General features: G+C 55.5%; 7 protein-coding genes. 4 read left to right on the top strand and 3 right to left on the bottom strand.

Translation table 11 applies throughout. The annotated features are described in order from the left end of the window. Window positions 1-208 (bottom strand): FAD-dependent oxidoreductase (locus tag LJE94_11580; protein MCG6910749.1); only part of this gene is annotated, 208 nt, incomplete at its 3' end. 647 nt (window positions 209-855) lie between these two features. Here LJE94_11580 and sdhA point away from each other — a divergent pair. From sdhA to LJE94_11560, 4 genes are read left to right on the top strand one after another with little or no spacing between them, the layout of a single operon-like run. Next, on the top strand, window positions 856-2,592 hold the full coding sequence (gene sdhA, locus LJE94_11575) for a succinate dehydrogenase flavoprotein subunit (protein ID MCG6910748.1): 1,737 nt from the start codon (window positions 856-858) through the stop codon (window positions 2,590-2,592). Between the two features lie 19 nt (window positions 2,593-2,611). Then, entirely contained in the window at window positions 2,612-3,331 is a 720-nt protein-coding gene (locus tag LJE94_11570; protein MCG6910747.1) for a succinate dehydrogenase iron-sulfur subunit, read from the top strand. Window positions 3,332-3,388: 57 nt separating this feature from the next. Beyond that, window positions 3,389-3,829: a flavodoxin-like domain-containing protein gene (locus tag LJE94_11565; GenBank protein MCG6910746.1), complete on the top strand. Its 441-nt coding sequence runs from the start codon at window positions 3,389-3,391 to the stop codon at window positions 3,827-3,829. Window positions 3,830-3,842: 13 nt separating this feature from the next. Then, window positions 3,843-5,684 carry an FAD/NAD(P)-binding protein gene (locus LJE94_11560; GenBank protein MCG6910745.1) on the top strand — a complete coding sequence of 614 codons (1,842 nt, stop codon included), beginning with the start codon at window positions 3,843-3,845 and terminating at the stop codon, window positions 5,682-5,684. A gap of 24 nt (window positions 5,685-5,708) precedes the next feature. Here LJE94_11560 and LJE94_11555 read toward each other — a convergent pair whose 3' ends face one another. Continuing rightward, a complete protein-coding gene (locus tag LJE94_11555; GenBank protein ID MCG6910744.1) occupies window positions 5,709-7,127 on the bottom strand; it encodes an aspartate aminotransferase family protein in 1,419 nt (472 codons plus the stop codon). A gap of 25 nt (window positions 7,128-7,152) precedes the next feature. Next, the gene (locus LJE94_11550) at window positions 7,153-8,763 is read right to left on the bottom strand and encodes an FGGY-family carbohydrate kinase (GenBank protein ID MCG6910743.1); all 1,611 of its coding nucleotides are present in this window, start codon (window positions 8,761-8,763) and stop codon (window positions 7,153-7,155) included. Window positions 8,764-8,925 lie beyond the last annotated feature (162 nt).

Below are 8,925 nucleotides of genomic sequence, written 5' to 3'. Positions count from 1 at the left end.
GCTTGATAAAGTTGGGGTATGTGTTTTCGTTGAACACGATAAACCCCGTATCCACCGCATACGTGCGCCCGTTTAATGGAACATCGATGGTGTGGGTGTGCCCGCCGATATAGTCATTGGCCTCAAATACCGTGATTTCGTGTTCCTCACTGAGGAGATAGGCGGCAACAAGGCCGGAAATTCCTGAACCGATAACGGCGATGCGCATGGGAAGTCCTTTTTTTCGTCATTTAGATTTCAGGGATCGGCTCCATCGAGAGATCCTTCAGACGATGGGAACATCGTAAAAAAGCCTTTACACAATAATGAAAAAGGCCGATTTTGTCAACAAAAGCCGAAACGAAAGCCTGCGTTGCAGGAGACCGAATACAGGAGACAGCTCAGCCGCCGGGCAGCCGGTTTGATCAAACAGGGAACTCAGGGAAAGAAAGTTTTCAGTGATCAGGTGTCAGGTTTCAGTGGGCCATACCCATGAGCGGTTTCCCCCTTTATCAAAGGTGAGGTCAGTGTGAGCGGTTCCCCCCTTAGAAAAAGGGGGGTCAGGGGGGATTTTTATACAATGTCAGCAGGTTGCGGTGATTGTTGTTTCCTGCGATGGGTATCCCCCTAAATCTCCCTTTGCCAAAGTGAGGACTTGTCGATTCGGCACGAACTTCCATACGAGAATTCCTTACTTCATCATTGGACATTGGTGATTGGATATTCATTATTCGGTTTTAATCAGTGGCTGCGTATCGTCTTGACATACGACGGCGGCCTCTCTATACTTTTTGGAACCAAACGGCCGTGCCCCATGTTTTTGGTGATGATGCGGTGAAAAACAGAGGACGGCATGCCTGAGAAAGGAGCAGCGAAGTGGATCATGAATTCGAAGCCGTTGTAATCGGTGCCGGCGGTGCGGGTCTGTACGCGGCGCTGGAAGCCAGCAAAAGCGCGAAGACCGCAGTGATCTCGAAGCTCTACGCCATTCGAAGCCACACCGGTGCAGCCCAGGGGGGGATCAGTGCGGCCCTTGGGAATGTGGAGGAGGACAAGCCGGAGTGGCACGCGTTCGACACGGTGAAGGGGGGCGATTATCTTGTTGATCAGGATGCGGCTTTGATTCTGGCGGAAGATGCTGTTCAGGCGGTCTACGATCTCGAAAACCGGGGGTTGCCCTTTAACCGGACACCGGAAGGCAGAATCGATCAGCGCCGTTTCGGCGGCCATACGCGCAATTTCGGAGAGGCGCCGGTGCGGCGGGCGTGCTATTCGGCCGACCGGACCGGTCATATGATCCTGCAGACCCTTTACCAACAGTGCATCAAGAACGACGTTCAATTTTACGACGAGTTTCAGATCGTCGATGTGATTCTGGACGACAACCGGTGCGGCGGTGTGGTGGCCGTGGAGCTGGCCACCGGAGACATTCATGTCTTTCGATCCAAGGTGACGCTTTTTGCCACCGGCGGCTTCGGGCGCATGTACAAAATCACCTCCAACGCTTACGCCAACAGCGGTGACGGTCCCGCCATTCTGGCCCGCCGCGGGATACCGCTGGAGGACATGGAATTCTTTCAGTTCCATCCCACGGGCATCAAAGACATGGGGATTCTCATATCCGAGGCGGTTCGGGGCGAGGGCGGCATTCTTCGCAACCGAAGCGGCGAGCGCTTTATGGAGCGTTACGTGCCGACGCTGCTCGATTTAGGGCCGCGGGATATCGTCTCCCGCTCCATGCTGACGGAGATTCGTAAAAAGAGAGGAATTCGGGGTGACGGGCGTATCGACGATTATCTGCATCTTGATGCCACGGTTATCGGCAGAGAAGTGTTGCAGGCCAAACTTCCGGATATCACCGGATTCTGCAAAACCTACCTGGGAATCGATCCGGCGGAAGCCCCCATTCCCGTGCAGCCCACGGCGCATTACGCCATGGGCGGCATACCGACGGACCTGGACGGCCGTGTGGTGTTGAACGGTCAGGGGGATTGCTGCGAAGGCCTTTACGCTGCCGGAGAATGCGCCTGTGTTTCGGTTCACGGCGCCAACCGGCTGGGAACCAACAGCCTGCTGGACCTGGTGGTGTTCGGCCGGCGGGCGGGAATTCATATCGCCCGATATGTCAAAGGGGTCGACATGCCCCGGGTGCCCGAAGATGCGGCGGATTTTGCCCGCCGGCGCATTGCCGAACTGACCGACGGCAAAAAAGGGCCCCATGGGGCGAAAATTCGAGAAAAGATGCAGACGGAGATGATGACCCATGTGGGCGTGTACCGCAATGCCGCCGATATACAGGCGACCCTCGGTATTCTGCAGGAGCTGCGGCGAGATTATGGCGAGGTCCGGGTTCAGGACACGGGTAAGGCGTTCAATACCGATCTGCTGGAGACACTGGAACTGGGCAACCTGCTGGATCTGGCGCTGATTACGGCCGAATCTGCATTGAATCGGCAGGAAAGCCGGGGCGCTCACTTTCGGGAGGATTATCCGGAACGGGATGACGAACAGTGGCTCAAACATACGCTGGCCCATCTGGACGGTGATACGGTGCGAATGTCCTACAAGCCGGTGGATATTTCAAAGTGGGAACCCAAGCCCCGGAAATACTAGTGATCAGGAGGAGTTGCCGATGAACATCAGCATAAAAATCAAGCGGTTCAACCCGGAGAAAGACCGGGAGCCCTATTTCCAGACCTACCCGGTAACGGTGGCGCCCACCGACCGCCTGCTGGATGCCCTGATGCACATCAAGCGCTTTCAGGACGGTTCGCTCGCCTTTCGCAAGAGCTGTGCCCACGGCGTGTGTGGCTCCGATGCCATGCGAATCAACGGTAAGGACGGGCTGGCCTGCAAGACCCTGATTCAGGATGTCGTGAATGAAGACGGTGCCGCCGTCGTCCTTGAACCCTTACGCTATTTTCCGGTGCAGCGGGATCTTATCGTTGATCAGACGGCGTTTTTTGACAAATACAAATCCATCAAGCCCTTTCTCATCAATGATGAGGCGGTGGAAGAAAAGGAGCGGCTGCAGAGTCCGGAAGAACGCAGACTATTTGATGACGCCACCAACTGTATTCTGTGCGCTTCCTGTTTTTCCGCCTGTCCGATTCCTGAAAATACGCCGGCGTTTCTCGGCCCGGCGGCCATTGCGCAGGCCAGCCGGTTCAATGATGACAGCCGGGACAGAGGGTTTGAATTGCGTTTGCCTGTATTGAATGCCGATAACGGCGTCTGGCCCTGCCAAAATCATTTCGAATGCACCCGCGCCTGCCCGCGGGAGATAAAAATCACCAAACTGATCAATCAAACCAAACGGCGCATCAAGGCATTGGCCCAAACCGAAGAATGAGCGCGCGCGGCAGGCAATGAACACGCAATACGCAACCGCCAACAGGAAGAGATGACCATGAAAAAAGTTCTGATCGCGTATGACAGCAAAACGGGAAACACCGAGAGGATGGCACAGCAGATCGCCGAGGGGCTTCGGGCCGAGGGGAACACAGTGACCTTGAAAAGCATTATGGAGATTGAGGACGCTCGGGCGCTTCAGGGATATGATGCCTATTTTTTCGGCGGCCCCACCTATTTCGAGCAGCCCACCGATGAAATGAAGCAATTTCTGTTCATGGCCAGGCAGGCAGGCCTCAAGGGAAAAATCGGCGCCAGTTTCGGGTCTTACACCCATTTCGGCGAAGCGCCGAAAATCATTCACGAGACCATGGAGCACGTGTTTGGAATGAACATGGTGGTGATGGGGCCTTTCAAGGTCAAAGACCTGATTCTGGACTCCGAAGAGGGGTGCGCTACCTGCCTGGAATATGCAAAGGCCGTCAACCGGCGCATGTAAGGGCCCTTTGATCATGGCGCACATCATCGCGATTATCGGTTCCGGCCCGCGGGGTACTTACGGCTTCAGACGGCTGGCATTGAAGCTGAGCCGCTCTCCCTTGAACGAGCCGGTAGAGATACACGTGATCGACAGATCCGGCAACTACGGCGGAGGATTTGTCCACAACCCCGCGCAACCGGACTACCTGTTGCTCAACACGGTGGCATCCCAGATTACAGCCCTGGGGGATGATGATCACGAAGCCCGCCGATCCTTCAAAAGAAAAACCCTGCACGGATACCTGGTGTCCGAGGGCCTGGACATCGGCCTCAATGACTACCCCGCAAGAGCCCATCACGGGCAGTATCTGGCCCACGTATTTGAATGGACCGAAGAAAATTTACCCCCGGGTGTGACCGTTCACCGTCATGCCGCCACCGCTGTAGACATTGATCCGGTGAATGGACAGACAATCCTTCTGGGCGACGGCACCTCCGTCAATGCCGGTGAAATCCTTCTGGTGACCGGGCACGCCGTAAACGGTATTCGACCCGACTCCGAGCCGGAACAGTGGGGCCGCTTCGCAGCGGCGCAGCAGAAAAAGGGAAAAAACGTCACCTATATCCACCATGTTTACCCCATTGAGGAAATGACGCGGCATATTCGGCCGAATGAAAGCGTCTATGTCATCGGCATGGGACTCACGGCCATCGACATCGTACGGGCCTTCACCTGGGGCCGGGGCGGCTGCTTCAAAAACGGTGCTTATACGGCCTCCGGCAACGAACCCTATGCCATTCTGGGATCACGCATCGGGCTTCCCTATTCGGCGCGGGCGCACAACCAAAAAACCCGGCAGTACCAGCCGGCGATTTTTACCGCGGACGCGGTCCGCAGGCTCAAGGCTGAGAAGACCAGACTCGATTTTCAGCAGGACATTTTTCCGCTGATTTTTCAGGAAATGGAATTCGTCTATTATACTACGCTGCTGGGTGATGCATTCGGCAGAACCTATTTAACCTGTGCACCGGAAATACGAGCGGAAATGATTCGCAGCGAAATTCCTTTCGAAAAAAGACTGAGCTGGGAAGACCTGCAAAATCCTTTAAGGGCCCTTGAGGCCCGAACGCCTTCGAAGACCCCCGTTTTTGCCTCCCTGTCCGATTATATGGCCTTCATCACGAAAACCATGGCGGACGACATTCGCGAAGCGGATTTGGGAAACATGACCAGTCCGCTGAAAAATGCGGTGGATTCCGTGCTGAGGGACTGCCGGGATATTTTAAGGATGGCCGTGAATTTCGGCGGACTCACACCGGCGTCTCATAAATTTCTGAACAGAAGCTTTGATCGTGTGAACAACCGGATTGCCGTGGGCCCGCCGGTGGAGAGCTGCCGGCAGCTTCTTCACCTGGCCGAAATCGGCAAAGTTGGGTTTTCGGGCCCCGATCCTGAAATTGGCATGGACCGGAATCGCGGGGAGTTTCTAATTCGAAGCCCGCAGGTGCGGAACTCCGAAAGATATGTGCAGCACATTCTCAACGGTCGTATTCATGGCGTCAACCTGCGCGAAGATTCATCGGCATTGATGCAGAATCTTTTGAGGCGTGGCCTGGTTCGACCCTATGTCAACCGGGACGGGGCTGAAACATACCGTTTGGGCGGTCTGGACGTGAGTGAAGATTTTCATATCATCGCTCAAAACGGAGCCGCCCATCCGCATATCTGTGCCCTGGGAATTCCCGCAGAGGGAAAAATTTGGTTCAATGCCGCCGATGCCCGCCCGGATGTCAATTCCACTGCCATCACCCAGCTGAGCGACTGGGCCGAAGCGGCAGTGGAGCGCCTGCGTTTGAAAGAACAGCCCCGGTAGAAAAGCGCATGCGCCGGTCTGCCGTTAGACGGAATAGAGGTAATCGAGCGCGCCGTAAATGAGCTCGGTGACCTGCCGGTTGCCTTCAAGGGTGCCGGCAATGCCGTAAAGCGCACTTGTCTCGGCCGGTGTGCCCGCTTTGGACTTTGCATAGGCCACACCCGCGGTCAAATCTTCCAGAAACGCATCGGCCACGCCGTCGACAAAGGTCTGGGGCATGGTGACGCAGAAATGCAGTCCCGGCGGCAGCTGCAGGACGTTAAACCGCCAGCCCTTGGCTTTCATAGCGTCGTTGATGTGAAAAACATCCACTGCGGCGGAACGGAAGCTGATGACAAAGGTCGGATCCCCGTTCAGTTCGAGCTCCGGAATTTTTCGAATTCCCGCTTTTATTTTGTCGGCCACCGCCATGATGGCTCGAGCAGCCTCGAGATATCCTTGCTCGCCCAGATAAACCATGCTGGCCCATGTGGCTGCCGTAAGGCCGCCGGAACGGCTCCCCGCGGCTGTCGGTGATGCATACAACCCGCCCGGCCAGTCCGGAACATTGAAATACTGAAAGCGGCGCAAGGCGTTGCTGCGGTAGAGGATTACGGATGTTCCCTTGAGGGCGAACCCGTACTTGTGGGTGTCGGCCGAAATGGATGTGACGCCGGGGAGTCTGAAATCAAAGGGGGGCACAGGGTATCCCAGCTTTTCGATCCAGGGCAAAATAAATCCGCCCAGGCATCCGTCCACGTGAAACCCGACATCGTGCTTCAGTGCAAGGTCCGACAATTCCGCCAAAGGGTCGATGAGTCCGTAGGGGTAATTGCCGGCACTGCCGACAATTGCGACGGTATTTTCATTGATGGCGGCTTCGACATTTTGTGGATTGACACGGAAATCCGGTTCTGAAACCGCTATGTGCCGCATTCTGATGCCGAAGTATTGGCCGGCTTTGTCGAATGCGGGATGTGCAGTGTGGGGCAGGATGATTTCCGGTGAGCGAATGCCTTTCTCCTGAAGAGCCTGGTCACGATACGCCTTCATGGCCATCAGGATGCTTTCCGTTCCCCCCGACGTGACCGTTCCGCAGACGCGGTCCTTCGCATCGTGTTCCGCTGCCGCATTTGCATGAAGCATGTCGGCAGTCATGGCGATAATTTCACTTTCCATTTTGAACATGCTGGGGCACAGATCAAATTGAATGGTGTTCTCATGGGAAAAAAGAGAGAAAATTTCGTTCAGAAATTTTCGGTGAGCATCACCGGCGTGGTAAAAGGTCCCGGAAACTTTGCCGGATTGCCATTTGGCGTTTTCTTCTTCAGCCATGACGGCCAGTTCTTTAAATATCTCATCCCGGTTGCGGCCCTGTTCCGGAAGCTTCTGATAGGACTGAAAACGGCCCTTGTACGGCTTGAAAGGGTCGGCGGGCGGGTTCTGATCGTTTTGTTCGGACATGGAGACCTCCTTTGGCGGTCATAGTTTATGAGTGATTCAATGCCTTGAAAATGGTTCGGTTTTTTTTGAAAAACGCCCGGTACTGGGCATACACAGCGTCATAAAGCTTTCGGTTGTCGGGATTCGGCGCATAGGCCTTTCTGATTTTTATCAGACGCTGAATGTCCGAAAGCGAGCGATGCCCCAGAATATTCAGCGCCAGCAGTGCGGTACCGCGAACCGTCGTGTTGACGGGATCCTCCACCTGAGAAATCGTTACATCAAGGACATCGGCGTGAATTTGGGCCCAGAGATCCGACAGGGCGCCGCCCCCGGAAAATCTGAATTTTTCAATGCGCCTTCCGATGAACTTTTCAGCAGCTTCCTGTGTCCAGCGGTTGTTGAAGGCCAAACCTTCCATGACGGCTCGGCTCAGGTGGGAACGGTTCGTGTCCAGAGAAAGATTGACAAACCCGCCGCGAACATAGGGATCTTCGCAGGGAACCACACTCCCATTCAGCCAGGGCAGAAAAATAACGCCGTTGCTGCCGGCTGCTGCGTCAGCGGCTGCCTGGTTGAAGCGTTCGTGAGCATCATTCGGGCAGGGACCGGTGGCGAAACGGTCGTTGTCGTACACAAGCTGCTTCAAGTAAAATTCGACACATTTGCCGCCGGCGCCCTGTTCTCCCAATAAATAGTATCGTGAAGGAAAGGGGCTGGGCAGCGATGTCATGAAATGCGTCAGATCCGTTTTTTTAAAAGGCACATGGCACGTCATGTACTGCGACGTACCGATGTAGATGATGGCGTCGTAGTCCTGAACCGCGCCGGCGCCGATGGCGGATGCATTGGAGTCCGCAATGCCGGCGACCACCGGTGTGGATGCCGGCAACCCCCATGCTTCAGCCACGGAAGGCGACAGCGGACCGATAATGCCGTTGTTGGCAATGAGTTCAGGAAATTTTTCTTCCGTCAGGCCGGCCAGATTCAGCAAATCCCGGCTGTATTTAAGCGAGCCCCAGCGGCGGTTGTCCATAATGACGAAAGGCACCATGGTTTTCTGAGTGGCTGTAATCCTGCCGGTCAGCCGGGCGGTTAAGAAATCCATGGGCTCGAGAAACTTATAGGTCCGGGCATAGATATCCGGCCGCTCATGCTTGATAAAGAGCACGTGCCCCAGAGAGTCCACGCCCGAACGGGTGGGGACCAGTCCCGTCGACCGAATCCACTTGAAAAGCTTGAAAAGGCTGTAGCCCTGGATGCTCGGAAACCCGCCGGTAATGCGCCGATTGTAGGGACCGCCGCGGGTATCCATCCAGTGGACCGCCCGCATGAGCGGCTCGCCATGCCGGTCCACCGGCACGGCGACCGAAAACTGTGAATCGCAGCACACGGCGGCAATGGAATCGGCCGGAACGCCTGAATCCCGAATGACCCGTTTGGCGGCTCTGCAAAGACTTTCCCACCACTCCAGGGGATCCTGTTCAGCGCCCCCTTCGGGCAGTAGATAGGTGGTTACAGGCTCTGACACACCGGCCGCGACCTGCCCAGCGTCATCCACAACGGCGGCTTTCAGTTCACTGCTGCCCAGATCAAAAGCCAGGACATAGCGGGCGGGTTGCGACGGGTGCGGGGTATGGGTTTCCCATGGCTGCATTGCGTCTCCTTTTTTTGATATTCTTATAGGAAAAAAGAGAGGGAAACCGCAATACAAAATTGATTTTAGCAGGAATGAAGGGTACATTGACGAATCACCCCCATTCAATTTGGTTCGGTATTTGGAAGGACAACCGATGAAAAGTCCATTTGCTTTTGACGG

The organism is Deltaproteobacteria bacterium, from assembly GCA_022340465.1.
Taxonomy (GTDB): Bacteria; Desulfobacterota; Desulfobacteria; order Desulfobacterales; family B30-G6; genus JAJDNW01.
Note: the sequence above shows the minus strand (reverse complement) of the source record. Positions and strands in the feature narration are given on the sequence as shown.

Bases quoted from the DNA above. Each gene is read 5' to 3' on its own strand.
- LJE94_11555 (MCG6910744.1), bottom strand. From the start codon at position 7,127: ATGTCCGAACAAAACGATCAGAACCCGCCCGCCGACCCTTTCAAGCCG.
- LJE94_11570 (MCG6910747.1), top strand. From the start codon at position 2,612: ATGAACATCAGCATAAAAATCAAGCGGTTCAACCCGGAGAAAGACCGG.
- LJE94_11565 (MCG6910746.1), top strand. From the start codon at position 3,389: ATGAAAAAAGTTCTGATCGCGTATGACAGCAAAACGGGAAACACCGAG.
- LJE94_11560 (MCG6910745.1), top strand. From the start codon at position 3,843: ATGGCGCACATCATCGCGATTATCGGTTCCGGCCCGCGGGGTACTTAC.
- LJE94_11550 (MCG6910743.1), bottom strand. From the start codon at position 8,763: ATGCAGCCATGGGAAACCCATACCCCGCACCCGTCGCAACCCGCCCGC.